14 protein-coding genes and 1 pseudogene are annotated in these 26657 nt (G+C 69.3%); 5 read left to right on the plus strand and 10 right to left on the minus strand.

The genetic code is table 11. The features are described from left to right. Positions 1 to 117 precede the first annotated feature (117 nt). Positions 118 to 1962 carry a glycoside hydrolase family 15 protein gene (locus tag AB0O21_RS23655; protein ID WP_365173502.1) on the plus strand — a complete coding sequence of 615 codons (1845 nt, stop codon included), beginning with the start codon at positions 118 to 120 and terminating at the stop codon, positions 1960 to 1962. Here AB0O21_RS23655 and AB0O21_RS23660 read toward each other — a convergent pair. The 10 genes and pseudogenes from AB0O21_RS23660 to AB0O21_RS23705 all read right to left on the minus strand — a co-directional run bounded on the left by AB0O21_RS23660 (position 1925) and on the right by AB0O21_RS23705 (position 14671). Further along, a complete protein-coding gene (locus tag AB0O21_RS23660; protein WP_365173504.1) occupies positions 1925 to 3706 on the minus strand; it encodes a cation:proton antiporter in 1782 nt (593 codons plus the stop codon). The genes AB0O21_RS23655 and AB0O21_RS23660 overlap by 38 nt on opposite strands. A 19-nt stretch (positions 3707 to 3725) precedes the next feature. Beyond that, positions 3726 to 4778 (minus strand): cytochrome d ubiquinol oxidase subunit II, encoded by a 1053-nt coding sequence (locus tag AB0O21_RS23665; protein WP_365173506.1) that lies wholly within the window; start codon positions 4776 to 4778, stop codon positions 3726 to 3728. After that, a complete protein-coding gene (locus AB0O21_RS23670; RefSeq protein ID WP_365173509.1) occupies positions 4778 to 6262 on the minus strand; it encodes a cytochrome ubiquinol oxidase subunit I in 1485 nt (494 codons plus the stop codon). The genes AB0O21_RS23665 and AB0O21_RS23670 overlap by 1 nt, the downstream gene beginning before the upstream one ends. A gap of 40 nt (positions 6263 to 6302) precedes the next feature. Further along, the gene (locus AB0O21_RS23675) at positions 6303 to 7142 is read right to left on the minus strand and encodes an SDR family oxidoreductase (protein WP_365173511.1); all 840 of its coding nucleotides are present in this window, start codon (positions 7140 to 7142) and stop codon (positions 6303 to 6305) included. A 158-nt stretch (positions 7143 to 7300) separates the two neighbouring features. Then, positions 7301 to 8881, minus strand: a complete 1581-nt coding sequence (locus AB0O21_RS23680) for a GMC family oxidoreductase (RefSeq protein WP_365173514.1) — start codon at positions 8879 to 8881, stop codon at positions 7301 to 7303. A gap of 144 nt (positions 8882 to 9025) precedes the next feature. Further along, entirely contained in the window at positions 9026 to 9940 is a 915-nt protein-coding gene (locus tag AB0O21_RS23685) for a cyclase family protein (RefSeq protein WP_365173517.1), read from the minus strand. 32 nt (positions 9941 to 9972) lie between these two features. Beyond that, the gene (locus AB0O21_RS23690) at positions 9973 to 10899 is read right to left on the minus strand and encodes an aldose 1-epimerase family protein (RefSeq protein WP_365173519.1); all 927 of its coding nucleotides are present in this window, start codon (positions 10897 to 10899) and stop codon (positions 9973 to 9975) included. Between the two features lie 398 nt (positions 10900 to 11297). Further along, positions 11298 to 11960 (minus strand): carbon-nitrogen hydrolase family protein, encoded by a 663-nt coding sequence (locus AB0O21_RS23695; protein ID WP_365173553.1) that lies wholly within the window; start codon positions 11958 to 11960, stop codon positions 11298 to 11300. Between the two features lie 63 nt (positions 11961 to 12023). Next, a pseudogene (locus AB0O21_RS23700) lies at positions 12024 to 12379 on the minus strand (transposase); the annotation flags it as partial. A 180-nt stretch (positions 12380 to 12559) separates the two neighbouring features. After that, positions 12560 to 14671 carry an MMPL family transporter gene (locus AB0O21_RS23705; RefSeq protein WP_365173521.1) on the minus strand — a complete coding sequence of 704 codons (2112 nt, stop codon included), beginning with the start codon at positions 14669 to 14671 and terminating at the stop codon, positions 12560 to 12562. Positions 14672 to 15012: 341 nt separating this feature from the next. Here AB0O21_RS23705 and AB0O21_RS23710 point away from each other — a divergent pair, with 341 nt between their 5' ends. The 4 genes from AB0O21_RS23710 (at position 15013) to AB0O21_RS23725 (ending at position 26186) form a co-directional block, all read left to right on the plus strand. Next, positions 15013 to 15345, plus strand: coding sequence for a metalloregulator ArsR/SmtB family transcription factor (locus AB0O21_RS23710; RefSeq protein ID WP_365173524.1), 333 nt, complete (start codon positions 15013 to 15015; stop codon positions 15343 to 15345). Then, a complete protein-coding gene (locus AB0O21_RS23715; RefSeq protein WP_365173527.1) occupies positions 15342 to 16088 on the plus strand; it encodes a DUF2071 domain-containing protein in 747 nt (248 codons plus the stop codon). The genes AB0O21_RS23710 and AB0O21_RS23715 overlap by 4 nt, the downstream gene beginning before the upstream one ends. Positions 16089 to 16903: 815 nt before the next feature. Beyond that, on the plus strand, positions 16904 to 25723 hold the full coding sequence (locus AB0O21_RS23720) for a SpvB/TcaC N-terminal domain-containing protein (protein WP_365173529.1): 8820 nt from the start codon (positions 16904 to 16906) through the stop codon (positions 25721 to 25723). A 13-nt stretch (positions 25724 to 25736) separates the two neighbouring features. Beyond that, the gene (locus tag AB0O21_RS23725; protein ID WP_365173531.1) at positions 25737 to 26186 is read left to right on the plus strand and encodes a hypothetical protein; all 450 of its coding nucleotides are present in this window, start codon (positions 25737 to 25739) and stop codon (positions 26184 to 26186) included. The last annotated feature ends 471 nt before the right edge of the window (positions 26187 to 26657 follow it).

Here is a 26657-nt window from a genome sequence, read left to right on the forward strand (position 1 = left end):
GTTCGTGCCTTCCCATGCTAAGGGCGGTGGGCGGGAGACGCAGGGGCACGGCGCTCGACGGGCTCCCCGGGAACTTCACGCCTACGCTGACTGGGTGGCGTCGGAAGGGGTCACCCGATGACTGACTACCCGCTGATCGAGAACCATGGCCTGATCGGAGATCTGCAGACCGCGGCCCTGGTGACCACGGACGGAACGATCGATTGGTTCTGCTGCCCGCGTTTCGACTCGCCCAGCGTGTTCGGAGCCCTCCTCGACTGGGAGAAGGGCGGGCACTTCTCGGTGAGGCCCGCGGACCGGACGTACACCACGAAGCAGTTGTACCTCCCGGACACCGCGATCCTCGTGACGCGGTTCATGACCGAATCCGGTGCCGGTGAGGTGATCGACTTCATGCCGGTGACCGGAGGGACGGCCACGGACCGTCACTGCCTGGTCCGCATGCTCCGGTGCGTACGCGGCAGCATGACCTTCGACGTCGAGATCGCCCCGCGGTTCGACTACGGCCGCAAGCCCCACACCGCGCAGATCAGCCGGAACGGGGCGGTGTTCGCCTCGGACGACCTGGAACTCACCATCAGCCTGGTGCGGGAACCGGAAGACGAACGGGTGGTGCACGCCCTCACCCTCACGGACGAGCACGACCTGAGCGTCTCGCTCGCTCTCGAGGCCGGACAACAGCGGGGGCTGGTCATGGAGTCGGCCGCGGAGGGTCCGCCGCGCGAGATCCGCGTCGAGGAGTTCCAGGAGCTCTTCGACGAAACCCGGGGGTTCTGGCGGTCGTGGCTCCGCCAGTCCCGGTACACGGGCCGGTGGCGCGAGACGGTGGAACGCTCCGCCGTGACCCTGAAGTTGATGACGTACGCGCCCACCGGCGCCCTGGTGGCCGCCCCCACGGCGGGGCTGCCGGAGCAGTTGGGCGGCGAGCGCAACTGGGACTACCGGTTCACCTGGATCCGAGACGCCTCCTTCTCCGTCTACGCCCTGCTGGGGCTGGGGTTCACGGAGGAGGCGAGGGCGTTCATCGGCTGGCTGGGCGACCGGGTGAAGGAGAAGGCCGGCCGTGACACCGACACCGGCCCGCTGAACATCATGTACCGGGTGGACGGTTCCTCCGATCTCTACGAGGAGACCCTGGACCACTGGGAGGGCTACCAGGGATCCGCCCCGGTGCGCATCGGCAACGGCGCGGCGACCCAACTGCAGTTGGACATCTACGGCGAGGCGCTCGACAGCATCTCCTTCGCCCACAAGCACGGCATCCACCTGGACATCCACGGCTGGAACTCGCTGCGCACCCTGCTCGACTGGCTCGTGGACCACTGGGACCAGGCCGGCGAGGGCCTGTGGGAGACCCGTGGCGGGCGCCAGCACTTCACCTACGGCCGGGTCATGTCCTGGGTCGCGTTCGACCGCGCGCTGCGGCTGGCGGTGCAGCACGGCCGGCCGGCGGAGAGCGGCCGATGGGCCGCCGAGCGCGACAACATCTACGAGCAGATCCTCGCGAAGGGCTGGGACCCGGGGCGCAGCGCGTTCGTCCAGCACTACGGCAGCGATGTGCTCGACTCCTCGCTGCTGCGGATGCCGACGGTCGGCTTCATCACCCCCGACGACCCCATGTGGACGTCCACCTTGGACGCGATGGACCGGGAGCTCGTCACCGACAGCCTGGTCTACCGCTACAACCCCGAGGCGTCGCCCGACGGTCTGCGCGGCTCCGAGGGCACCTTCTCCCTGTGCACGTTCATGTACGTCGACGCCCTGGCCCGGGCCGGCCGGACGGATCAGGCCAGGCTCGTGCTGGAGAAGATGATGACGTACGCCAACCACCTGGGCCTGTTCTCCGAGGAGATCGGCCTGACGGGCCGACAGCTCGGCAACTTCCCGCAGGCTTTCACCCATCTCGCCCTCATCGACGCGGCCATCACCCTGGACGAGACCCTGAACCGGGCACCGGGCTGAGCGCCACGAAGACGTCACCTTCCTGCGGGGCGAGGGGCCGGTCCTCGTCGAAGGGCTCCAGTCGGCCGTCGCCGTGGACCACGAACAGGGTGCGGTGTCCCGGAGGGAGCGGATCGGAGGCGGGCCGGATGAGGAACCGCGCGCCCCGCTCGTACCGCTCTGCCAGGACGTGCCGCAGGAGGGTTCCGCCGAACAGGACGGCGCCGCCCGTGTAGGGGGCGACGACACCGTGGTTCTCCTGGGGCGGTCCCACCCGGTAGACGGGGCCCTCGACGTTGTCCTCGACCATCACCGAGGCGAGGGCGTTGAAATCGTCGTCGTCGGTGAGGAGGAAGACGGCGTTGACCCCCTCCAGTCGTGCCCGGGGGTTGGTCGCCGTCGCCAGCAGGTCCCCTGGGGCCAGGATGAGTCCGGCCTCCTTGATCCGCTCGCGCTCGTCACCCTGCCCCGCCCACATCTGCACGTCGAGGCCGGCCGACCGCAGGGCCTTGCCCAGCGCGACCGTCCACGGGGCGCCGCCCACCAGGAGGGGTCGGGTGTGGTTCGGTCGGGCGACGCCGAGCAGCCGGGCCACGGGAGCGGCGGTGAGGGCGTAGAGCGCGACCGTCGAGACGATGACCAGGAAGGTGATGGGGAGGATCTTTGAGGCGCCGTGCAGCCCGAGCCGGACGAGGGACGCGGCGAAGGCCGCCGCGGTGGAGGCCGCGACGATGCCGCGCGGCGCCATCCACCCCACGAACGCCCGTTCCCGCAGGGTCAGGTCCTTGCCCGTGGTGGAGGCGAAGGCGACGAGCGGCCGGACCGCGAGGACGAGGAACGCGACGAGGACGAGGGTGGGGAGGAGCACGGGCGTCAGGGAAGCCGGGGTGACGCCGGCCGAGATGGAGACGAACAGCAGCCCGATGATCATCTGGACCAGCGTCTCGAAGAAGGGCCGACGGGCGGGCATGTCGAAGCCCCGGATGTTGGCCGCGGCCATGCCGATGACGATCGCGGCGATGAGCCCGGTGTCGTCGCGGACGATGTCGCATCCCGCCGACACGGCGATCACCGTGGCCAGTTGCGCCAGCGTGCCGAGGGTCTCGCCGAGCCGGAGCACCCGCAGGGTCAGCCACAGCAGGGCGACCCCGACGCACCCGCCGAGCAGGCCGACCGCCATGCTGATGGCGAACTGGCCCAGTTGGTACCCCCGACCGAGGTCGATGTGGTGGGTCGTGGCGATGGCGTGGAAGACGAGTGCGCCGAGGATGGCGCCGATCGGGTCGACCAGCGTCCCTTCCCAGATCAGCAGGCGCCGGACCTTCTCCGTAGGCCGTACGTACTGGAGCAGGGGGCCCACGACCGTGGGCCCGGACACGACGAGGATCATGCCCACCATCGCGGCCACCCGCAGCGACACGTCGAACAGGGCCGGACCGACGGCGCAGACGGCCAGGAAGGTGAAGGTCACTCCGAAGGCCAACAGCCTGCCCACGGTGGCGCGGGTGTGCCCGGTGAGGTTGCGCAGGTCGAGTCCGAGACCGGCGTCGTAGAGGATCACCGCCACGGACAGGGACACCAAGGCGGAGAACTCGTCCCCGATCAGCACGTCGGGATGGACGACGTCGGTCAGGGCGCCCGCGGCGAAGCCGGCCGGCAGCAGCAGGATCAGTGCGGGTACGCGCAGTTTGCCGGCGAGGATCTGACAGGCGGCGGCCAGGGTCGTGATCAGGGCGAAGCCCAGGAGGATGTCGTCCTCGCTCATGGCGGAGCCTCCCTCTGGATCAGTCCCCGCCGGCCGTGTCGCCCGGAGCGGGGCGGGGTCGCAGTACGTCGGCGTCGGTGAGGGGCTCCAGCTCGCCGTGGGTGTCCAGCCAGTAGAGGAGGAAGACGGCCGGGGCGACCAGCAGCAGGGCGACGACGCTGACCACCGTCAGCCAGGCCAGGGTCTCGGAATCGCCCGCGGCCTGCTCCACGGACAGCGACGTGGGGATGAGATAGGGGTGTTGGGCGATCCCCCAGGCCAGGACGGCCGCGCCGACGACGCCGACGACGCCGAAGCGGGCCCAGTGGGTCTTGCCCCGCAGGACGAGCAGTGCCGTGGCGACGAAGAGCACGGCGGACAGGATCGTGAGGGCCAGCCCCGCACCGTGGGTGAGCCCGTGCCAGACGTGAGGCGCTTCGGCGCGCGTGACGAGGAGCACGCCCACGGCCGTCAGGGCGACCGCGACGAGGCCGGCGAGGGCGCGGAGCCGGAAGTAGCCGACGAGGTCGGGCGCATCGAAGCGGGTGGCGTCGGCGCTCAGGAACACGGCGCCGAGGAGTGCGGTCGCGGCGACGGTGAGCAGTCCGAACGCGAGGGACGCGGGGTTGGCCCACGCATCGGCCGATGCCTCGGTGCCCGGTGCGATCCGGCCGGTGGCGATGGCGCCGACGGCCGCCCCGAGGAAGAACGGGGTGAGCAGGGAGGCGATGGCGAACACGGCGCCGTACAGGCGCCGCCGGGCCAGTCGGCGGCTGGGTTTGCGCAGGGCGAAGCCGGCGCCGCGCAGGACCATGCCGAGGGCTGCCAGCGCCAGGGGCAGCCACATCGCGGTGAACACGGTCTGGAACAGCAGGGGGAACCCGGTCCACATCACGACGAGGACGAAGACCAGCCAGACGTTGTTGACCTCCCACACGGGAGCCATGGCGTGGTCGATCAGCCATCGGGGGCGCCTGCCCCGCTCGGCTCCGCCGGCCGTCAGGTCCCAGAAGCCCGCCCCGTAGTCGGTCCCGCCGGCGCAGGCGTAGGCGGCCACGGCGAGCAGCATCACGAAAGCGACGACGTCTGCCATCAGGCTCCGCCTCCCCCGGAAGGCGCGGATCCCCCGTCGTGCGAGGTCCGCGCGTCGCCGGCCGGGACCGGCGGGCGCGGACCGTAGGGGGTGACCGCCTCGGGCGCCTCCACCGGCCCGCCGTCGGCCGCCTCGTCCGCCCGGCGCCAGCGGTCGCGCATCTTCAGCAGCACCATGAGGAACGCCCCGAAGACGAACAGGTACACCACGATCACCAGGCCGAACATGATCCACAGAGTGGTGGAGCGGGTTGAGGTCACGGCCTCGGCCACGCGCATGTTCTGGTAGACGATCCACGGCTGGCGACCCACCTCGGTCGTGATCCAGCCGCATTCGACGGCGATGACGGAGCCGACGCCGGCGCAGGCGGCGCTGCGGTAGAACCACTTGGAGCGCGGCAGCCGGCGCCGGCGCAGCCAGACCAGGCCGTACCAGAGGGCCAGGAGAAGCAGCAGGGTGCCGATCCCGACCATGGTGTCGAAGGCCCAGTGCGTGATCGTGGCCTGCGTGGCGTTCGGCCGGTCGCTCGCCGGTACGGAGGTCAGTCCCGTCACCTGGGTGTCCGGTCTGAAACCGGCCAGGATGGAGTCGAGCTGGGGAATCTTGATGCCGCCGGAGATCGTGCCGTCCGGATGGAGCCGGCCGAACAGGTACTCCGGAACGTGGGTGTCGGTCTCCCAGACGATCTCCATCGCCGCGAACTTCACGGGCTGCTTGTGGAACACCTGCCGGGCGATCGAGTCCCCCAGGACGAACTGCACCGGAGTGGCCGCCGCCGCGATGGTGAAGGGGACCGCGAAGCCGAGGCGGTGATAGTGGTCCCGACGGCCGCGCAGCCATCCGACGGCGTACACACCTGCCACGACGTACCCCGCCGTCACCAGCATCGCCAGGACGAAGTGCCAGTACTCGGGCCCGAACATCGGGGTGAAGATGGCCTTGCGGACGTCCACGTCGACCGGGTTGCCCTGGGAATCGAGGGTGAACCCCTGGGGGGTGTTCATCCACGAGTTGGCGGCCAGGATGCCGAAGGCCCCGAGCAGCGCGGTGGCCGGCAGGGGCAGCCCGAGCAGGAAGTGGGTGCGCGGTTTCAGCCTGCGCCAGCCGTACAGGTAGATGGCGATGAGCACCGCTTCGAGGAAGAACGCCCACGCCTCGACGCCGAATCCGATGCCGAAAACGTCGCCCCACTTGCCCATCAGCCCCGGCCACAGCAGGCCGAACTCGAACGACAGGACGCTGCCGGTGACGACGCCGATGGCGAACTGCACGGCCATCACGGCCGACCAGCGCCGGGCCAGCAACAGGGCGGTGGCGTCGTTCCGGCGCAGACCGCGGTAGTGCATCACCAGGGTGATCAGCGGCAGCGCCACTCCCATCGGGACCAGGATGATGTGGGAGGCGAGGGTGAACGCCATGAGTTCCCTGGCCGGGAGCAACTGGGCGGGGGCATCCGCCGCCAGTAGGTGGAGCGTGGTGAGCATGCGTTCCCTTGCCGCTCGGGACGATCGGTCGGACGAGGGGTCAGCCGCCGGTGGCGAAGCCGGGGAAGAGGGTCATCCCGCCGTCCACGTAGAGGGTGGTGCCCACGACGTAGTCCATGAGGTCGGAGGCGAGGGCCACGGCGGCGTGGGCGATGTCCTCGGGCTCGCCGATGCGCTCGTACGGGATCAGCCGGAGCAGGTCCTCCCGGGCCGCCTCCGTCTCCCACGCGCCGCGGTTGATCGGCGTTTTGATGGCCCCCGGGGCGATCGCGTTCACCCGGATCTTCTTGGGCGCCAGTTCCTGGGCCAGGGTGGCCATCAGCATCTGGACGCCGCCCTTGGAAGAGGCGTAGTTCGCGTGCCCCGCCCAGGGAATGATCTGGTGGACGGAGCTCATGCAGATGATCTTTCCGGCCGCGCGGGACACCTCCGGGACGACGCCGCGCCGCAGGAACTCCTTCGTCGCCTCCCGCGCGCAGAGGAATTGGCCGGTGAGGTTGACGTCCATCACCTTCTGCCATTGGGCGAGCGTCATCTCCTCGAACGCGGCGTCGCGCTGGAGTCCGGCGTTGGCGACCAGGATGTCGATCGTGCCGAACTCCTGGACCATCCGGTCCACCATGGCCACGACCTGGTCCTCCTGGGACACGTCCGCTTCGTACGCGGCGGCGCGCACGCCGAACGAGGTGATCTCCCGAACCACCTTCTCGGCCTCTTCCGCCCCGGCCACGTAGTTCACGACCACGTCGGCGCCGGCCCGGCCCAGGCCGATGGCCGTGGCCTTGCCGATGCCGCTGTTGGCCCCGGTGACCAGCGCCTTCTGGCCCTTGAGCAGGTGAGCGGGGATCACTCCCCGCAGTGCGCCCTCGGTGGAACTCACGATCGACTGCCTCCTCGACTGCCCGATCCGGTCCGCCCGACCGCGGCCCGACAGGGTCCGAACCACGGAAGCACCCTCCGTGGACATCGGCCGCCCGGGCGAGGTGCTCTTGGGCCACGCGGCCGAGCATCAACGCCCGGTCGGAGCACACGCCGGGGTCAGCTCAGCCGCTCCGCGAGGTGGTCGCCGACCCGCAGCGCGTTCGCGATCGCCGTGAGGGACGGATTGACCGCGCCGATGCTCGGGAAGAAGCTCGTGTCGACCACGTAGAGGTTGTCGAGGTCGTGGGCCTTGCAGTGCACGTCCAGGGCGGAGTCGGCCGGGTCGGCGCCGAACCGCACGGTGCCTGCCTGGTGTGCCGTGGCGCCGATCGGCATGCCCTTGTGGAGGTAGATGCTGCGCGACAGCAGGTGGTGCTCGTGCATCCCCAGATGGCTGAGCATGCCCTGGAGCTTGTGGCGCAGGCGTTTCAGCCCCTCGATGTTGTTCTTCTCGTCGAGCACGAGGCGGATGGTGCCGTCTCCGTCGATCGTGACCCGGTTGTCGGGCAGCGGCAGGTCCTCGCCGCACAGCCAGAAGTCGACCGCGTGGTGGGCCAGCACCTCGAAGGGCATGTCCGGGGTCACGGCACCCGCCCAGCGGGGCGCCTCACCGTGGATCTGGTCGGCGTCCGACTTGCCGAGCATCTGGATGCCGCCCAGCGGGTAGTCCCAGTCGTCGCTGCCGAGGTACCAGTCGTGCAGGGCCAGGGTCTTTTGGAACTTCGTGTCGTTGGGTTCCTTCGAAACGGCCATCAGCGCCAGGTTGTTGTGGCGCATGTAATGCCGTCCGACCACGCCGGAGCTGTTCGCGAGGCCGCCCGGGTGGTGGTCGTCGGCCGAGGCCAGCAGGAGCGCCGCCGAGTTGACCGCCCCGCAGGCGACGACCACGATGTCGGCGGCATAGGAGGCCGGGGTCCCGTCCTCGCTCCGGGTCAGGACCCGGCTGACGCTGCGGCCGGTCGGGTCGGTCTCCAGCCGGACCACCCGGGCGTTGGTGATCATTTCGACGTTCGGGTGGCGCAGGGCGGGCTCGACGCAGATCACCTCGGCGTCCGACTTGCCGCGCACCAGGCAGGGAAAGCCGTCCACCCGGTCACAGCGGATGCAGGCACCGGCGCTCGTCGCCCGCCCGTGCTCGTCCTGCACCAGGTCCACCCCGATGGGCAGGTGGAACGGGTGCAGCCCGCGCTTTTCCAGGTCGTCGCTCAGCTGCTGGATCCGTGGCTCGTGTTCGACCGGCGGGTGGGCGTACTGGGCGCTGCACGGCCCCTCCCACGGGTCCTCTCCGTGGCGTCCGTGGACCTTGTAGAGGTGTTCGGCCTCGGTGTAGTAGGGCTCCAGGTCCTCGTACCGGATCGGCCAGGCGGGCGACAGCCCGTCGTGGTGGCGGAGCTCCCGGAAGTCCTCGGGCCGCAGCCGGAAGAGGGCGGCGCCGTAGAACTTGGTGTTCCCCCCGACGTAGTAGTTGACCTCGGGCGGGAATTCGTTGCCGTGCTTGTCCAGCCAGAACTCCGGGGCACGGTACTTGCCCTTCACGAACACGGCGGTGGAGTCCCAGTTGTCCCGCTCGCGGGGGAGGTGGTCTCCGCGTTCGAGGATGAGCACCCGTTTGCCGGTCGGGGCGAGCCGGTGGGCGAGCGTGCCGCCGCCGGCGCCGGAACCGATGATGATGACGTCGTAGTGCGGGGTGTCGCCCACGGCGACCACCGTCCTTGCGCTCGTGGCCCGCCCTGGCGGCGGGCCCTCGGTCTGCGCGCCACCGGGACACGGCAGGCATCCCACCTCTTCGAACGTATCCCTCCTCTCCCCGTGCGGCGACCGGGCGGGGTCGCCGCACGGCCGTCACAGAACGGCGATCGGGTTCACGGGCGATCCGGTGGCCGACGGCAGCCTGAGCGGCGCGACCACGCAGAAGAACGACCACCGGCCCGTACGGGCGCAGGCCCCCGTCAACTCCTCGAACTGCAGGTAGTCCATCAGTCGCAGCCCCATGGCGTGCATCGCCAGCACGTGGACGGGAAAGTCGATCCCGCCCACCCCGCTGGGGGCGGTGTCGTTGTTGCCGTCCGAGCCCAGTACGGACACCTGCCGCTCGGCCAGGAACCGCACGGCCGTGGGATGGAGGCCGGCCCGGGCCCGGGCCGCGTCCCACGGACCGTGTTCCCGGCGCCGGAGGCGATGTCCGACCCGTACGAAGAGCATGTCCCCCGGCCGGACCAGGACCCCTTGGGCCGTCTCCGCCGCGGTCAGGTCATCGGCGGTCACGTGGTCGCCGGGCTCCAGCCAGGGCAGGCCGCGCAGCCGCGGGACGTCCAGGAGCACGCCGCGGCCGACGATGCCGTCCCGGACGGTCTCGACGGAGAGCTCACGGGCGCCCTGGGGCGTCACCGTACTCGCGGGGACGCCGTTGTAGAGCTCCCCGTCGAACAGCACGTGGCACAGCGCGTCGAGATGGCTGTCCGCGTCCCCGTGCACGTTCATCGCGAACCGGTCGCGTGCGAAGTGCAGCCCGCCGGCGCCGGGCCCGCGGGGAGCGGAGGCGATCATCCGGTGCTGTGCGGGTGCGGGATTGTCCGGGCCTGGCACGGTTTCGACGGGCGCGGCCAGGGACACCGTGAGCCCGGAGCGGATCTCGGCGACGGCGGCCACCACCCGCCTGGGCGTCAGGTGGCCGAGCGTGCCGCGCCGGTCGTCCGGGGCCCGGGGGGTCCTGTCGCGCAGCTCCCGGTACAGCGCGCGGAAGGCCTCACCGGTCATGGGCCGCGGCGTCGGCTCCCGGCCGGCCGGGGTCACCAGGATCCCCACGGGGCGAGGCCCCACCGGAAGACGTGGTCGGCGCCCGGTTCCAGGACGGTGAGGGCCGTGCCGCTGCGGAAGGCATCGGCGGGGCAGGACATCGGCTCGATGGCGACGCCGCGCCGACGCCGCCCGGCCTGTGGCAGAGAGTCCCCGGTGTACACCTGTACGTACCGGACGCCCTCGACGAGCCGGACGTCGATGCCACGGCTCCCCGAAGGGTGCGCGAGGCGGACCGCGCAGTGACCGGTGGGACCGGGCTCCAGGCCCGTGTAGGCGGTGTCCAGGCGTTCCTCTCCGATGGGGCGGGCGGTACGGAAGTCGTAGGCCGTGCCCTCGACCGGTTCCTCACCGGTCGGCAGGCCGTGCGCGTCGGTGGAGAGCCGGTGACGGGCCGGGACGGTCAGCAGCGCGGTGTCGACCAGGTCGGTGCCCACGGTCAGATAGGGGTGCTGGCCCACGCCGTAGGGCGCCGCGCCGTCCCCCGCGTTGGTGGTGGTGACGGTGGTTTCGAGCCCTTCCCGGCCGAGCCGGTACTCGGCGCGGACCTCCAGCCGGTAGGGGTATCCCGGCTGCGGGAAGAGGGTGGTGCCCACCGTGACGGCGTCCTCGCTGCGGGCGAGCAGCCGCCACGGCACCCACCGCAGGAGCCCGTGGATCGCGTTGCCGTTCTCCGGTTCGGTCAACGGGAGTTGCAGGTCCTCGCCACCGAAGCGATAGCGACCGCCGGCGACCCGGTTCGGCCAGGGCACGAGAAGCTGCCCCCGTCCGCCGGTGATCCGCTCGTCGGCGGCGAAACCGTCGAGGAGCGGCCGCCCGCCCACCTCGTGGTGGCGGAGCGCGCCGCCCAGCTCGACCACCACCGCCGCCTGCTCGCCGTGGCGCAGCCGCCACTGTTCTCCTGATGCCGTGGGGGGCATGCCCGGCTCCTCGGTCGCTGCTGTTCCCCCGACCACTCTCCGCGCGCGCGGTCCGCGGCGCACTTCGGGTCCGTACCGCCTCGCCGGGAGGGGGTCCGGTCGGCCTATGTGCGTGCGCTGGTGCCGTGCTCTAGCGTCGGAAGGGCGAGGGTGACCGATGCGTCGAGCCGGTCGCCCCACGGAGTGCCTGCTCCGCGCCGCCCCGCCCGTGGTCCGGCGCATCTCGGATCGCGTGACCGATCGAGAGAGCAGATGCATCCGCATGCGTTCGTCGGCTCGTATCCCCAGCATCCTCGCCGGCCTGGCCCTCGCCGTCGGAGGCATCGCGTTCACCGCCCCGGCCGCCCAGGCGGACATGAAGGCCTGCGAGCAGTACATCACGCAGCAGAAGCAGCAGGTCACGGACGACGTCCGGCAGGCGTGCTACGAGGGACAGATCGGCAACGCGTCCGGTCCTCGCGGGTCCGGACCCGTTCCGCCAGCATGTGCAGGAAGGCGCGGGTCCGGGTGATCTCGTTCGGGTCCAGCTCGCCGACCAGGACTTCCTCGCGGTCCGTTCCCGCCTTGTCGACGAGGCTGCCGTACGGTGCGTAGACGGCGCTCGCGCAGACGTAGGCGTGCGCGCCGGCCAGGGCTGCGGCGCCGGCGTGCGCGGCGAAGGACATGTCGTAGCAGATGGCCGAGCCGAGGCACCAGCCGTCGATGTCCACGAACTCGTCCCGTCCGGTGCCGGCGGTGAACATCCTGGCCTCGTCCGCATGCCAGAGGTGCTGCTTCGCGTATCCCAGGGACACCGAGCCGGAGGGATCGATCCGCAGGAGGGCGTTGACGAGCGCACCGTCGGCCCGACGGACCGCCGCTCCGGCCAGGACGAGCGTCCCCGTTCGCACGGCCTCCTCGGTCAGTGGGGCCGGCCGCCGGTCGGTCACGGCTCCCGCCGCGTCGGCCGGGACCTCGCAGGCGCCGGGGTTGGCGGTCAGGGTCGGCAAGTCGTAACCGCACAGGTGGAGTTCCGGCAGGACGGCGACCCGGGCGCCGCGCCGGGCGGCCTCGGCGACCACGGGGGCAGCCCGACGGGCGTTGCCCGTCAGGTCCGCCGGATCGGATTCCGCCTGACGCCGGGGCTCGACAGGCGAGGGTCCAACGTGATCCCCCCTTTCAGGGCCCGGACGTGCGACCCGTCCACAGCGCAGTCGTCCAGGCCCACAAGGTCTGCGCGGCGCAGTTCAGCCAGTAGGGCGGCATGCAGACGCGGCCATACGCCGGCCTCGGTCCAGTCCCGCAGCCGGCGCCAGGCCGTCACCCCGGAGCAGCCCACGGTCTCGGCCGGACCATCGCGCCAGGCGACACCGGTCTGCAGCACGTACATCACGCCCGCGAGAGCCGCCCGGTCCGGTACACGAAGCCGACCCGGGTAGCGACAGCGCCGTTCGGGAGCGGACGGCAGCAGCGGCGTTGATACGCCTGCGCAGCGTTCCACGAAGGTGCCCGAGTCCTCGCGCAGTACATCGAGAGGTAAGGCGGCCCAGCGGGACCATATCGATCACTGCACCGGGGTGCGGCTCGCCGGGTCCATCCTCCGGGCCAGGGTGAGTCGACGCCGGACCGGCGACGCACCGGGCCTTCCGTCCGGCGCCGGAAGGCCCGTGGGCGAAGGTTGTCAGATGGCCCTGAGCGCGGGTTCGCGGTCGGGTTTGCCCGCCGGCGGTTGCGGGGTTTCGTGACGCCTGAACAGTGCGCTGGGCCACCACATCAAGCGGCCGACGTCCAGGGTCAGTGCCGTGACCAGCACCGAGCGGACGATCATGGTGTCCAGCAGCACGCCGAACGCCACGGCGAACCCGAGCTCGGCTGCGAACACCAGCGGCAGCGACGCCATCGCCGCGAAGGTGCCGGCCAGCACCAGACCCGCTGAGGTGATCACACCCCCTGTGGTGGACAGACCCGTCAGCGCGCCGCGCCGGGTGCCGTGCAGCAGTGCCTCCTCGCGTACCCGGGTGACCAGGAAGATGTTGTAGTCGATGCCCAGGGCGACCAGGAACACGAACGTCAGGAGCGGGAAGGAGGCTTCCGCGCCGGCGAAGTGGAACACGTGATTGAACATCAGACTGCTCACGCCGAGGGCCGCTCCGAACGACAGCACCACCGTGGCCATGAGCAACAGCGGCGCGACGATCGCCCGCAGCAGCAGCGCGAGGATGAGGAGCACCACCACCAGCACGATGGGAATGATCACCTTGGAGTCGCGGGCGGCCGCTTCTTGCGTGTCGAGCATGATCGCCGTGCTGCCACCGACCTGGGCATCCGCACCGTCGATCGCGTGGACCGCAATCCGGGCCTGCTCGACGGTGCGTATCGCGGTCTTGCTGCTGGGGTCGTCCTTGAGTTCCCCGAGCATGATGGCCTCGCCGTCCTTGATCATCGGCGTCGAGACGCCGACGACTCCCGGTACGGCGGCCAGCGCGGCCTTCACCTGCTCCGCCGAGGCAGCCTTGGCCACGACGAAGACGGGGTCGCCCGACCCGGCCGGAAAGTGCTCGGACTGGATCTTCTCGCCGACAGCCATCTGGGGTGTGCCGGTGAACTGGTCCTTGTTGGAAAGTCCGTCGGCCTTGAGCCCGAACGCCCCGAACGCCATGATGCCCAGGACGAGCGTGGTGCCGATCCACACGATCCGCGGCCGTCGGGAGACACCGGTGCCGACCCGGGTCCAGATGCCTTCCTTGGCCGCCTCAGCCGATCCGTACGACGGCTTCACCGGCCAGAAGATCCAGCGCCCGCAGATGACCAGCAGGGCCGGCATGAGGGTGACCATGGCGAGCAGCCCGACGAGGATGCCGACGGCACAGGCCGGCCCGAGCCCCTGGGTGGAGCTGAGAGTGGCCAGCATCAGCAGCATCAGGCTGACCGCGACGGTCGCGGCGCTGGCGATGATCGCGGGGCTGGAGCGGTACAGGGCTTCTGCCATCGCCTCGTGCCGGTCCTCGTGCCGCAGCAGCTCCTCCCGGTACCGCGAGATGAGCAGGAGTGCGTAGTCGGTGGCGGCGCCGAACACCAACACCGTCAGAATGAAACTGGTCTGCTTGTTGACGACGAGTCCGGCGTTCTTCGCCAGGAGGTAGATCACTGCCTCCGACGTGGCCAGGGCGACGCCCACGGTCAGCAGGGGCAGCAGGGGCAGCAACGGGCTGCGGTAGGTGAGCAGCAGGATCACGACGACCACCAATGCGGTGATCGTCGTCAGGGCGCCTCCGCCGCTGAACGCCTTGATCGAGTCGGACGCGTAGCCGGCCGGTCCGGTGACGTGGAAGCCGAGACCGTTGGCGTTCTCCTCGCCGACCTTGTTCAGCGCGTCGACGGTCTTGCCGATCCCTTCCCAGCCCGTCTTGTCCTTGTGGAGCTGGACCACGGTCTGGATGGCCTTGCCGTCCTGGGACTTCAACGGCCCCTGTGGCTGCCCCACAACGTTTTCGATGCCCTTGAAGGCTTCGGTGTCGGCTTGTGCTTCGGCCATGTCGGCAGGGGTGATGCCCTCGGGCCGGTCGTAGATCACGATCGCGGGCAGGGTATCGGCACGCTCGAAGTTCTCGGCCCGGGCCACGACCTTGGTCGACTCCGCGTTACCGGGCAGCCAAGCCGAGTTGTCGTTCTCCTCGACGTCGCCGAGCTGGCCGGCCAGCATCAGGACCGGGATCAGCAGGGTCGCCCAGAGCGCGAGGACGACCCACTTCCCCACCCTTCCACTGGGCAACGAAGCCATTGTGCGCAACATGTTGATTCCTCTGTTTCCCGAGAGTGGTCTCGTGGCCTGTGCCCGATGTCCCATCAGTACGACGACGCCGTCACCGGGAATGTGAGGTGGCGTGTACCGGCCTTCGGTTCACCGGGGTGACTCGTGGATCTGGGTGAGGGCAGAGCCGAAGGAGGGAGGAGACCTGCACGGGTGAGTGTGTCCCGGAGCCGTTGCCCGACCAGGCGGAGTGCCTGAACGGGCCGCCGGGTGGCAGCAGGGGCGACTTGGCGGGCCGACTCGTCCGTCGCGACACGGTGCTCGGGACGTCGGAGGTCGCCGGAACATTGATAGACGTTTAGCTAATGTGCTAAATATCTAACATGACAGAAGCTCAGGACGAGGCAGGTGCCTTCCGTGCGCTCGCTGATCCGACGAGGCGCCAGATCCTTGAGGACCTCAGAGCCGGCGAGCTCGCGGCAGGCGAGATCGCGAGCAGGTTCGCGATCAGCTCGCCGTCCATTTCACGGCATCTTGGCGTGCTCAAGGGAGCCGGACTGGTCACCGAGCGCCGGGACGGCAACCGGATCCTCTACACACTGGCCGAGGATCGCCTGGCGACCTGCATCGGCCGGTTTCTCAGCGCCGTCTGCCCCGAGCAGATCGTCCTCCGCCACACCAAATGGCGCCCCGGGGCGCAGAGTGAGGGATCATGATGCAACCGCGCCTCTCCAGTGTCATTGAACGACGGCTTCTGGTGAACTACCGGGTCGCCCCGGACGCCGCGGCGCGCCTGCTTCCCGAGCCGCTGCGCCCGCAACTGGTGCACGGCCACGCGGTCGCGGGCATCTGCCTGCTGCGGCTGGGAAGTGTCCGGCCGGTCTGGGCCCCCGGGGCGTTCGGGCTCCGGAGCGAGAACGCGGCGCATCGGATCGCCGTCGAATGGGACGGACCGAACGGCGTCGAGACCGGCGTCTACATCCCACGTCGCGACACCGCCTCGCGGCTCAACGTCTGGGCCGGAGGCCGCGTCTTCCCCGGCGAGCACGGCCGCGCCGGTTTCGAGGTGCACGAGACACCCGGCCGGATGCGTGTCGCCTTCGCGACACAGGACGGCGACACCCGGGTGGACGTCACCGTCGAGCCGACCGACGAGCTGCGGGGCAGCGATCTCTTCGCCGATCTCGCCGAGGCCTCCCGCTTTTTTCAAGCCGGGGCGAAGGGGTACTCGGCCACCAAGTCCGGCCGGCACCTGGACGGCATGGAACTGCACACCGACGCCTGGCACGTGGAAGCCGGCCGGGTTCGCTCTGCCGCCTCGTCCTTCTTCGACAACCTGGACCGCTTCCCGCCAGGGAGCGCAACCCTGGACTGCGCCCTGGTCATGCGCAACGTTCCCGCCAATTGGCGGCCGCTCCCGGCCATGACCGCCGACCGAGGCACTCAACTCGCCAGATGAAGCGCTCCTTACCGTGTTGGCGGGTTGCTTCCGGCCCTTCGTACGATCGGGAGACCCAGGTGCCCGGGTGTGGCTGGGAACGCTCATGCCTGGTTGTGGCTTTGGCTGATTGGCCGCCCAGTGCCCCGCGACGACTCGGCCACTCGAAAGGACGCCTAGCCGCCGAAGGGACCGCGGACCGCCGACAGCCCTTGGTACCTCCCGCGATTGCTGCTGCCGGCCAGCTCGCTCTGTGGCCGTACTCCACCAACCCACACCTGATGGTCACGCGAGCAACGCGGAGCAGCTACGCATTGAATGGATCTTGGACGAGGCCCGGGCAACCGCTGATCCGGTACACCTGATGACGGTCTTCGGGATCGCCGAGGACACGGCCATGGATTACCTCGCGTCAGCCCACCCCGAGAAGTCACACCGACCCCATCGCGCCGTAGGTCCTCTCCGCCCGACAGCTGGTGTGCTGCGCCAGGCAACGGTTGCCCTGTAGTTCGCAGCGCGCTGACTGACTTCCAGGCTAGCCGGAACCGTCCGGCGCGTCGGGTCAGGGGTCCCGCAGTGTGCGAATGACTGTGTCGAGGCGCTGCCATGCCGGGCGCGGCCGGCGGGGTCGGTCTCGGGTCGGTGCACTGGTACTCACCACCGGTCAGCACTCTGTTGAGGACGGCCGTTGTCGGATCGTAACCGTACGGGTCAGGTCTTGGCCAGAAAGCCTGTACGAACGACCCGGCTCGCAATTTACCGTTCGGTAGTAATGGGGGCCGCGGTCGTCGGGGGACTCGTGCTCTGGGGATGTTCGACGGTGTGGGGGCTCTTTGATGGCTGTCCAGCGCGTGTTCCGGGGCCGGACTGGCGTGATCCTCGTCCTGATCATGGCGCTCGCCATGTTCGGGCTGACCTCGCCCGAGAGGTTGCAGAACGCTGCGGCGGGCCCGGACGCGGGGTCTGCGGTCACCGGGCCTGAGGGGCCGGAGGGCACGTCGTTCAACCCGAACCAGATCAAGGACATCAAGGCGGCCGACCCCGGCGCCGGGGTGAACCTGATCGAGGCCCCGACGGCGAACAGCACGGGGGACGCGCGGCTGGCGTACCCGCTCGAGTTACCCAAGGGGCGTGCGGGCCTGCAACCCGAGCTGTCGGTCGCCTACAACTCGGCGGGAGGCAACGGCTGGACCGGCGTCGGCTGGGACGTGAGCACGCCGTCGATCACGGTGGACACCCGGTGGGGCGTCCCGCGCTACGACGGCGGCAAGGAAACCGAGTCGTACGTACTGAACGGGGAGCAGCTCACCCCAGTGGCACACCGCGGCGAACTCCAGGCACGTACTGCGGAGAAGGTGTTCCACTCCCGGGTCGAGGGCCGGTTCGACCGGATCGTCCGGCACGGGGACAAGCCGTCGAACTACTGGTGGGAGGTCACCGACAAGCAGGGCACCCGCACCGTCTTCGGCGGGGCGGAGAACACCACGCTCAGCGACGGGGCCGGCAACATCGCGGTGTGGGCGGTGCGCGAGGTGCGCGACGGGCACGACAACCTGCTGCGCTACCACCATGTCCGGGTCGACGACGGCGGGGTCGCGAACGCCGCCGTCCCGGGTCGGGCGCTCTACCCGCAGCGGATCACCTACACCGGGCACGGCGGCACCGAGGGCCGCTATTCGGTCACCTTCATCCGGGACCGCGACCGGGGCGAGGCACGCCGCGGCGACGTCCAGATCGACGCGCGGTACGGCTTCAAGAAGGTCACCGCGGACCTGCTGCGCCGGGTCGAGGTCAAGCTGGACGACCAGCTGATCCGCGCCTACGAGCTGAACTACCGGACCGGCGCCTTCGCCAAGACGCTGCTCACCTCGGTGTCGCAGTTCAGCGAGAGCAACCAGCTGTTCAACACCCACACGTTCGACTACTTCGACGACGTGCGCGACCAGTCGGGCAACTACAACGCCTTCGCCGACGCGGCGGGTTGGTCGGTGCCGGACGACGACCTCGGGGTGAACATCCGCGAAGGCGAGGCCAGCGCGATCTCGGCGAACACATCGGCCGGCTTCGGCGCGCACCTGTTCGCGGGCTACAACGTGCAGGGGCTGCCGACCAAGGAGGGTTCCGTCGGGTTGAAGGTCGGGTTCAGCGCGGGCCAGTCCGACGGCCTGTCGACACTGACCGATGTGAACGGCGACAACCTGCCGGACAAGGTGTTCCGCAAGAACAACGACGTGTTCTACCGGCCCAATCTGGCCAAACCAGGTGGTGAGCCGAAGTTCGGCGACACGCCGATCAAGCTCACCAACCTCCCGGGAATCTCGACCGAGCGCACGCTGTCCGGCACCATCGGCGCCGAGGCGTACGTCCTCACCACCTCGGCCCAGCTGGACTTCGTGGGCACCACGACCACCTCGGACCGGTTCTTCAGCGACGTCAACGGCGACGGCATAACCGACCTGGTGAACAACGGCGGCGTGCTGTTCGGCTACCTGGACGCCAATGGGCAACCCGCCTACAGCGCGGACTCCACCCGCACTCCGGCGCCGATCGGGGGCGGCGCGGTGACCGGCGAGATCGTCGGCGATCAGACCGCGCAGTTCAACCAGCAGGTGGACAACTCACCGCTGCTGGACTCGGTCCGCCGCTGGGTCGCGCCGTTCGACGGCAACGTCCGCGTGGACGGTCGCGTGCAGCTGACCCAGGATCCCTCCCCGGCTCGGGCGGCCTACACCAAGGCCGACGGCGTGCGGGTCACCATCCAGCACAAGGACGCCGAACTCTGGGCGCAGCGGATCGGCCCCGATGACCACACCGAGTTCGCCCCGGGCAATGTGGCGTCGATTCCGGTGAAGAAGGGCGACGCGCTCTACTTCCGCACACAGTCCATTCTGGACGGCAAATACGACACCGTGGCGTGGGACCCGGCGATCACCTACACCAACCTGCCGGCCGGCACGGATGCGAACGGGTTGGCGGACACCGTGTTCCGCGCGTCGGCCGACTTCACCTTCGGTGGCAGGCCGTCCCTGGTGACCGTGCCGGTGAACGGCACGCTGCGGCTGACCGGTGACGTGGTCAAGAACAAGGCGACCTCGGACGACGTGACCGTCGTGATCGAGAAGGGCAACGGCGTCCACGCCGGCACGGAGGTGTTCCGCAAGGTCCTGCCCGCCGCGTCGACCGGCACCTCCGCGATCGACATCAGCATTCCGGTCAGCACGTTCGAGAAGATGTCGTGGAAGCTGAAGACCGACTCCCCGATCGACGCCTCGGCGGTGAGTTGGGCGCCGAAGGCGCACTACACGGCCGCGCAGGGGGTCGAGTCGGTCGTCGACGCCGCGGGCAACCCCACGCTGGTGATCACCCCGCCCTACGACATGGACATGTTCCCGGCGGACACCCTCACCGCGCCGCAGCAGTCCTACAAGGCGACCAAGACCGGCCAGTTGAAGGTGCGGCCGAAGCTGTCCTTCAACTTCAACCTCCTCGGTGACGCCAAGATCGCGTTCACGGTGAAGAAGCGCGGCGGGCAGTTGCTCGCCAAACGGATCTTCCAGGCCAGGGACACCTCCCCCTTCGGTGGCCCGAATCTGGACCTGACCGTGCCGGTCACCGCCGGCGACGAGCTCTTCATCGACTACTCCACGACGGAGACCGGCCTGTTCGGCCTGCTCGTCTCGCAGTCCGCGTCGGTCACCTATGACGTGACCTCGAGCTGGCCGACCTTCACCCCGGCGCCCAGCGCCCTGCACAGCTCCGTCGGGCAGGGCGCCTTCGCCCAGCCCTACCGCGGATGGGGTGTGATCGGCTACCAGGGCAACCGCGACCGCGCCACCCAACCGCTCAAGCAGGCCGAGCTCACGCTGGACCAGAGCTTCAAGGACGCGCTTCCCAAGGAGCCCAAGGAAGCGGACGTCGCGCCTTTCGCCGCGAATCCGCGGCTCACCATGCCGCGCCTCGCGGTGTTCGCCCCCGTTCCCGCCAAGGGCGGCTGGGCCGCCCAGGACGAGTCCTCCTGGGTCACCGCCGCGATGGCGACCAGTTCCCGCCTCGGCGCGGACACCATCGACGTCGTCACCGACGCCGATGTGGCGGGCGACCGGGCGGTGATGCGCCGCGGTGTCACCGGCCAGGTGTCGGCCACCCTGGCCGCGGGCCCGTTCGGCGGCACCGTGGTCGGCGGGATCACCGCGGGTTCGGTCGACTACCTCGACCTCAACGGCGACGGCTACCCCGACGTCGTGGGCGCCAAGGAGATCCAGTTCTCCGACATGACCGGCGCGCTCGGCGCCACCCGCGGCACCCTCGGCGGCAACGTCCGCGAGGCGGACAACGTCTCCGGCAACGTGTCGCTCTCCGCCGGCAGCGAGACCGCCACCATCGCCAGCGCACTGGGCATGGCCGCGCCCGACGCGGGCACCAGCGCCAACACCGCCACCACCGGCGCGGTCCAACCGTCGCTCGGCATCGGCGGCAGCCTCGGCGGCGGCGAGTCCGACGCCCGCGTCGACCTGATCGACATCAACGGGGACGGGCTGCCGGACAAGGTGTTCGGCAACGGCGACGCCCAGTTGAACCTCGGCTACTCCTTCGCCGCCCGCGAACCCTGGTCGGCCGGACCGATCAACGACGCGTCCACCCGCAACGTCGGCGTCAACCTCGGGTTCAACGTCGACCGCTACGGCTTCGCGGGCGGCGTGTCCGCCGAGCTGGGAACCTCGTACACCAACGCGAGCATGACGGACGTCAACGGCGACGGCCTCACCGACCGGGTGTTCACCGACGGGGCCAACCCGATCAAGGTCGCGGTCAACACCGGCACCGGCTTCACCGCGCCCGCCCCCTTCCGCGGCAGCTTCCCCGACATCGCCGTCGACAAGAACGCCAGTCTCGGCGCGGGCGTCTACTTCACCGTCGGCCTGCCCACTCCCGTCGGCGTCTTCGTCTTCAACCCCGGCGTCAACGCGTCCACCGGCATCAGCCGGGCCGAAACCAGCCTGCGCGACGTCAACGGCGACGGGCTGGCCGACCACGTCAAGTCCACCCGGGACGACGAGCTGGTGGTCGCGGTCAACAAGACCGGTCGCACCAACCTGCTGCGCTCGGTCAGCCGGCCGATGGGCGCCCGTATCGACCTGGACTACACCCGTTCGGGCAACACCGCTGACATGCAGGAGAGCCGCTGGGTGCTGTCCCGCACCTCGGTGTTCGACGGGCTCGCGGGTGACGGTGCAGACACGCGTCTGACCACCTTCCGCTACGAGCAGGGCCGCCACGACCGGCTGGAGCGCGAGTTCCTCGGCTTCGGCCGCGTGGTGACCGAGGACCGCGACCCCGGTGCGGACGACGCCGTCCGCCGCGCGGTGACGAACGAGTACCGCACCGACGGGTACTACAGCCGCGGCCTGCTCACCCGCACGCTGACCGCGGACGGCGCGAGCCGCCCGTACCGCGAGACACTCAACACCTACCGGCTGCACGACACTTCGACGGACGAGGACGCCGACCCGAAGAGCCGGACGGCCACCGTCTACCCGCAGCTCACCCGAGTCGAGGACAAGCACTACGAAGGCGCGGCCACCGCAGCGAGGTCCACATTCACCGACCTCTCCTACGACGACTACGGCAACGTCACCCGCACCCTCGACACGGGCGACGAGGGCACCGCGGACGACCTGGAGACCGTCTTCGCGTACAGCGGCTCCGACACGCAGTGCCGCGACCACAACCTCGTCGGCATCGCCAACGCGATACGGCAGAAGGCCGCGGCCACCGGCGCACTCCTACGGCACCGCGAATCCACCGTCGACTGCGCGACCGGCGCCGTGCGCCAGGTACGCGAGTACCTCGACGACGACACCGCGGCCGTCTCCGACCTGACCTACCACCCGGACGGGAACCTGAAATCGGTGACCGGTCCGGCCAACGCAAAGGGGCAGCGCTACAAGCTGGAGTACGGCTACGACACCACCGTCGGCGTACACGTCGAGTCCATCGAGGACAGCTTCGGCTACCGCTCGTCCACGGCGTACAACCTCAAATACGGCCAGCCCGAGCGGAACACCGACCACAACGGCCAGCCGCTCCGGATGTCCTACGACAGCGTCGGCCGACTCGACAAGGTGACCGGGCCCTACGAGAAGGACGGCGACCAGGCCACCATCACCTTCGGCTACCACCCCGAGGCGACCGTCCCGTACGCCACGACCAAGCACCTCGACCGTGCCGCCTCAGGCGTACGCGACGACACCATCGACACCGTCACCTTCAGCGACGGCCTCAAGCGCGCACTGCAGACCAAGAAGGACGCCTCGGTGTCCGCCTCGCCCGGGGCCACGCCCACCCAGGTGATGACGGTCTCCGGCCGGCTGAAGTTCGACTCCCTCGGCCGCGCCGTGGAGAAGTACTACCCGGTGACCGAGGACAAGGGAGCCGCGAACACCACGTTCAACGCCTCCTTCGACTCCGTGGCACCCACGAAGGAGACCTTCGACGTCCTGGACCGCTCGGTCAGGACCGTGCAACCGGACGGCGTCACCACCAGCACCGGATACGGCTTCGGCGAGGACCGGGCGGGCACGACCCGCTTCGAGCGGACGGTGACCGACGGCAACGGCAAGGAGCGCCGCACCTACACCGACGTCCGGGGCGCCACCACCTCGGCGAAGGAGTCCAACGGCTCCTCGGAGATCTGGACCAGCTACGCGTACGACCCCACAGGTCAGGTCACGACGATCACCGACGACAAGAACAACGTCACGCGCGCCGGCTACGACGCGCTGGGACGCCGCATTTCGTTCGACAGCCCGGACGCCGGGCGCTCCGAGACCCGCTACGACCTCGCCGGGAACGTCACGTCGAAGATCACCGCGAACTTGCGGGCTGCGGACAAGGCCGTCGAGTACGACTACGAGTACTCGCGGCTGAAGGCCATCCGCTACCCGACGTTCCCGGAGAACAACGTCTCCTACGAGTACGGAGCCCCCGGCGCACCGGACAACGCGGCCTCGCGCGTCACCGAGGTCCACGACGCGGCGGGAACGGTGAAGCGCGCCTACGGGGCGCTGGGCGAGGTGATCAAGGAGACCCGCACGATCACCGCGGTCCGCGACGCCCCGCGCACCTACACCACCGCCTGGCGCTACGACGCCTTCAACCGCGTGCTGCAGATGGCCTATCCCGACGGCGAGGTCCTGACCTACGACTACGACTCGGGCGGCCAGGTCGGCCGGGCCACCGGATCCAAGAACGGCACCGGCTACACGTACCTGGACCGGGTCGACTACGACAAATTCGGGCAGAAGATCCTCCAGCAGACCGGCAACGGGGTCCGCACCACCTACGCCTACGACGCCGAGGACCGCCGACTCGGAGCACTGAAGTCCGTGGCGCCGGGCGGAACCGCGTTCCAGAACCTGGGCTACACCTACGACAAGATCGGCAACATCACCTCGCTGGCGAACAACGCGCCGCAGGGCGGGGACATCGGCGGTCCGAGCAGCCAGACCTACGGATACGACGACCAGTACCGGCTCACCTCCGCGTCCGGCCGGTACACGGACAAGAACAACGCGGTCAACACGTACACACTGAGCCTGGGCTACGACTCGATCCACAACACCACGAGCAAGTCGCAGACCCACGAGGTCACCGGCGGCACGCCGGCCTTCCCGGTCGGAGGCGGCGGAGCCGGGCCGATCGAACCGGTCGAGGACCCGTCCAACCCGGGCGACGTCCAGGACCGGACCACCTACGACTACACGTACGCCTACGACGGCGCCGCACCGCATGCCCCGACCAAGGTCGGTCCGGTCAGCCATGCCTACGACGCCAACGGCAACCTGACAGGCACGGTCAACACAGCCGTCGCCGACAAGCGCCGGCAGTACGTGTGGGACGAGGAGAACCGCCTCGTCTGCAACCAGGACGCAGCGACCGGCACCCTCACGCAGGACCCGAGCGGCTGCGCCGGCGCCACCGTCTCCTACGTCTACGACGACAAGGGCGACCGCCTCGTCAAGCGGAGCGAGGACGGGCTCTCGCTGTACCCGAACCGGTACTACAGCGAACGCGACACCACCGGCTACAAGCACGTCTTCGTCGGCGACAGCCGCATGACGACCAAGACCGTCGCGACCACCGGTGCCGAGGACGCCCAGCAGTTCTTCCACGCCGACCACATCGGCTCCTCCGGCTACGTCACCGACAAGCAGGGCAAGGTCACCGAGCACCTGGAGTACTTCCCGTACGGGGAAACCTGGGTGGAGGAACGGACCGGACAGGCGGACACGCCCTACCAGTTCACCGGCAAGGAACTCGACGCAGAGACCGGGCTCTACTACTACGGAGCCCGCTACTACAACCCACGGACCCAGCTCTGGGCGAGCACCGACCCGGCGCTCCCCGACTACCTCGACGGCGGCATGGCGGGCGGCATCGCCGAGCCGCGCAACCTCGCCGCCTACACCTACACCCACAACAACCCGGTCAAGCTCACCGACCCGACCGGCAAGTGGCCGAAGATGCCGTCCTGGAAGACAATCGGCCACACCACCCTCGACGTCGTCGGCATGGTCCCGGTCGTCGGTGAGGCCGCCGACCTGGCCAACGCGGGCTGGTACGCCGCGGAGGGCAACTACGCCCTCGCCGGCCTCTCCGCCGCCTCGGCCATCCCGGGCTTGGGCTACGGGGCGAACGCGGCCAAGTACGGCAACATGGCGCTCGACGCCGCACAGGCCGCCAAGAACGCCGGCAACGCCGCGGACGCGGCGAAGACGGCCAAAGCCGCCGACACCGCACCCGTACCGAAGGCGGCAGACAGCCCTCCCGCACCAAAACCGGCCGACAGCGGATCCGCCCCCAAGGCTCCCGACAACGGTGCAGGGAGCTGCGGCACCGGCAACAGCTTCACCCCGGGCACTCTGGTCGTGATGGCCGACGGCAACCACAAGGCCATCGAACAGGTGCGCGTCGGCGACACGGTCACCGCCACCGACCCGGTGACCGGAGAAACCGGCCCGCGTATGGTCACCGCGCTCATCACCGGTGAGGGCCAGAAGCACCTGGTCGAGATCACTGTCACCAACCCCGGCGGACATTCGGGCAAGGTCGTCGCGACGGACAATCACCCGTTCTGGGCGCCCGAACTTGGCAAGTGGGTCTACGCCAAGGAAATCGTCCCCGGAATGCTGCTGCAGACCGGCAACGGTTCCTACACCCAGGTAGGCGTCGTGCGCGCGTGGACCCAGCACAAGCGGGTCCACAACCTCACGGTCGATGACCTGCACACGTACTATGTCCTGGCGGGGGCCACGTCGGTCCTTGTTCACAACGCGGGAGCCACCCCTTATAACCCCTGTGGCGGGGGCACCAATCCGCAGGGGGGACATTCTTCCGGGACGGGAAATCCTCCGTGGTCCGGCGGAGTGCCGGACTCGGTATACACAAGGACAGGGCAGGACGGCACTCCTGTTCAGAACACGATATTTGACAAGGATGGAAACGCGGTCGGCCATTTCGACTTCAAGCATCATGGCACTGGCGGACCCCATGGCCATGTGATCGATCCTCCAGGAACGCCCGGTGCCGGCCATGGTGCAGGCGCACCCCATATTCCGGAGTCCGACGTGCCGCCCGGCTGGAATCTGCGCCCCTGAAATGAGTGAGAAAATGACTGTCAAACATCTCTCTGAGGAGACAGTTCACGATTTCCTTGAAAGGTTTCTGAGGTTCGAGGACGGTGTCATCACCCATATTTCCATCGTCCTCCCGCGCGGCGATCGGGCTGGCCGCACCATCGAGGTGGAGATCCAAGCGCTGGACCGCACAATCCCAGGGGAAGGCGGTCCAGCAGGCCGCCTATTTGGTTGGAAACTGGTAAGAATCTCTATGAGCGGCATCAGCGAGTACCGCCTTGCCGAGACTTTCGCATACCCCTTGCAGGTTCTCTCCGACGGCCTGAATCTCGGCTATGTCGACGGCTTCTTCGCACTGGATCTGGATCCAGGTCCGGATGAATGGTCAGCCCGGTCGATCCACGACGCAACGACCAGCTGGTCCAAGCAGTATGTATTGTCACGGAACTGTTCGTTCGAGGTCTTGGACGGACCGTTCATTTAGCCCAAACATGAATCGCGGCCCACCACCCTGCTGGTGGGCCGCGATGCTCGACACCAGAGTGGAAGCGGATCGCCCGAAGTCCTGCGCGGCGGAGGAAGCGGCAGGTGAGGTTGGTGGGGCGAGCGGTCTACCGGTGTGGGTGGTGAAGACGAGAGCTTCATCCGTCCAGCCCGTTCCTGCTGCCTGCTCTTCATTCCTGTCGTTCCCATTCCCGGCCCGAACCCACTGCAGGAGCAGCCATCATTGACTTATCCACCGCGGGTTCATCCGTAGAGACGCGCGAGATTCCGCGAACCCGTCGGTTTCTGGGCTCCGGCGGAGACAGCGCCGAGCTCCTCGCTCATGTTGTGGGCCCGTCCGGACGGGTCGTGTCGCCTAGTACTCCAGCAGTACTTTGTGGCTTGACCTGGGGAAACGTCGAGCGGTGGGAGTGTAGCGGGCAGGTTGTCGTCACGACCGGCTTCTGCCCGC

The sequence above is a fragment of the Streptomyces sp. NPDC091371 genome (genome assembly GCF_040684275.1).
Taxonomy (GTDB): Bacteria; Actinomycetota; Actinomycetes; order Streptomycetales; family Streptomycetaceae; genus Streptomyces.

What these genes read in the sequence shown, in the direction of transcription:
- AB0O21_RS23655 (WP_365173502.1), top strand. Translation starts at nt 118, where the DNA reads ATGACTGACTACCCGCTGATCGAGAACCATGGCCTGATCGGAGATCTG.
- AB0O21_RS23660 (WP_365173504.1), bottom strand. Translation starts at nt 3,706, where the DNA reads ATGAGCGAGGACGACATCCTCCTGGGCTTCGCCCTGATCACGACCCTG.
- AB0O21_RS23665 (WP_365173506.1), bottom strand. Translation starts at nt 4,778, where the DNA reads ATGGCAGACGTCGTCGCTTTCGTGATGCTGCTCGCCGTGGCCGCCTAC.
- AB0O21_RS23670 (WP_365173509.1), bottom strand. Translation starts at nt 6,262, where the DNA reads ATGCTCACCACGCTCCACCTACTGGCGGCGGATGCCCCCGCCCAGTTG.
- AB0O21_RS23685 (WP_365173517.1), bottom strand. Translation starts at nt 9,940, where the DNA reads ATGACCGGTGAGGCCTTCCGCGCGCTGTACCGGGAGCTGCGCGACAGG.
- AB0O21_RS23690 (WP_365173519.1), bottom strand. Translation starts at nt 10,899, where the DNA reads ATGCCCCCCACGGCATCAGGAGAACAGTGGCGGCTGCGCCACGGCGAG.
- AB0O21_RS23705 (WP_365173521.1), bottom strand. Translation starts at nt 14,671, where the DNA reads ATGTTGCGCACAATGGCTTCGTTGCCCAGTGGAAGGGTGGGGAAGTGG.
- AB0O21_RS23710 (WP_365173524.1), top strand. Translation starts at nt 15,013, where the DNA reads ATGACAGAAGCTCAGGACGAGGCAGGTGCCTTCCGTGCGCTCGCTGAT.
- AB0O21_RS23715 (WP_365173527.1), top strand. Translation starts at nt 15,342, where the DNA reads ATGATGCAACCGCGCCTCTCCAGTGTCATTGAACGACGGCTTCTGGTG.
- AB0O21_RS23720 (WP_365173529.1), top strand. Translation starts at nt 16,904, where the DNA reads ATGGCTGTCCAGCGCGTGTTCCGGGGCCGGACTGGCGTGATCCTCGTC.
- AB0O21_RS23725 (WP_365173531.1), top strand. Translation starts at nt 25,737, where the DNA reads ATGACTGTCAAACATCTCTCTGAGGAGACAGTTCACGATTTCCTTGAA.